General features: G+C 26.0%; 1 protein-coding gene. It reads left to right on the plus strand.

All coding sequences use genetic code 11. From position 1 onward, the window contains the following. Window positions 1-46: 46 nt before the first annotated feature. Window positions 47-535, plus strand: coding sequence for a hypothetical protein (locus FCR2A7T_RS02760; protein ID WP_131473145.1), 489 nt, complete (start codon window positions 47-49; stop codon window positions 533-535). The last annotated feature ends 26 nt before the right edge of the window (window positions 536-561 follow it).

Genomic DNA, 561 nt, shown 5'->3' on the forward strand with positions numbered 1-561 from the left:
CGGCGGGACGTTAGCAGTAATGTTAAAATAACTTCCTAAATAATAATTGAATAAAATGATATTGTCGCATAAAAACTGTGAAGTTAAAATAAGTAACGAAAAAATTGAGTGCGAATATCTATATCTAGCCAATAAAACTATTCATTGGGAATTATATTTAAATGAAAAATTAAAATTTAAAGAAATAATACTCATTCCTGAAGAAATTATCGAATTTCAATTTGAAATAGAAGACAGGCATCATAGAGGATATTTTTTAACTCAAGAAGCCGTAATCTACTTTTTGAAAAAAGGCGAAGCAGAACCGAAAGAGTTTTTTAGATTCTGTGTAATTGAAGATACAAAATTGAGTAGTCAAACAAAATCATATGAATTTGCAAATGAAATCCTTAAAACTATTTCAATTAAATATAATATCCCATTCTCCTATAAATATTACATTGATACAAAGAAAAAAAGAAACGGAATTGTGTATCTGTTAGTAATAATAATTGTTGCAATTTTATTTGGAATATTAAGTAGTAAATTAAAGTAAAAAACACTACTGCTAACAGCGGTTTT

It is taken from the genome of Flavobacterium cauense R2A-7, assembly GCF_000498475.1.
In the GTDB taxonomy this organism is placed as follows: Bacteria; Bacteroidota; Bacteroidia; order Flavobacteriales; family Flavobacteriaceae; genus Flavobacterium; species Flavobacterium cauense.